Source organism: Streptomyces jumonjinensis, assembly GCF_009600885.1.
Taxonomy (GTDB): domain Bacteria; phylum Actinomycetota; class Actinomycetes; order Streptomycetales; family Streptomycetaceae; genus Streptomyces; species Streptomyces jumonjinensis.
Window position 1 is genome coordinate 2,246 of sequence record NZ_VCLA01000207.1, and the last position, 634, is coordinate 2,879.

2 protein-coding genes are annotated in these 634 nt (G+C 69.1%); one reads left to right on the forward strand and one right to left on the reverse strand.

What is annotated here, in order from left to right; genetic code table 11:
* On the reverse strand, positions 1-211 hold a 211-nt coding region (locus tag FF041_RS39945; RefSeq protein WP_228388985.1), incomplete at its 3' end, for a hypothetical protein.
* Between FF041_RS39945 and FF041_RS38650 the strand changes: the two genes are divergently transcribed.
* Positions 155-634, forward strand: a 480-nt coding sequence (locus FF041_RS38650) for a condensation domain-containing protein (protein WP_323393713.1), incomplete at its 3' end; no start/stop codon positions are given. The genes FF041_RS39945 and FF041_RS38650 overlap by 57 nt on opposite strands.

Here is a 634-nt window from a genome sequence, read left to right on the forward strand (position 1 = left end):
AGCCGTCGCCGGGGCAACCGATGGCGGAGGGGCCGTCGAAGGAGAGCATGGAGTCGGCGAACTGCCGCTGACCCCGGTCATGCATCAGGCCCTCGAACGGATCCGACCGGAGAAGCTCCACCAATTCGTCCAGCCGGCGCTGATCGAGACCCCGGTGGGGCTGGACTTCGCTGTCCTGACGGACGCGGTGCAGGCCCTGGTGGATCACCATGACGCCCTCCGCGCCCGACTGGAGGACGCTCCGAAGCCGCGACTCGTGGTTCCCGAGCCGGGAGAGCTCCGGGCCTCGGCCCTGCTGCGCAGGGTGGACGCCACCGGTCTTGAGGGCGACGAACTGCGCGCCCTCGTCGGTGAACAGATGGCGTCGGCTGTGGGGAGGTTGGATCCGTACGCCGGTGTGATGGTTCAGGTGGTGTGGTTCGATCGTGGGTCGGCTGTCTCTGGGCGTCTGCTGATTGTTGTGGACCATCTGGTGGTGGATGGGGTCTCCTGGCGGGTGTTGTTGCCGGATCTGGCGGGGGCGTATGCGGGGCTGGCTGGTGGGCGTGGTGCTGGGTTGGATCCGGTGCCGACGTCGTTCCGGCACTGGGCGCGTGAGCTGGCCGCTGAGGCCGGCGGCGAAGAGCGGCTCGCG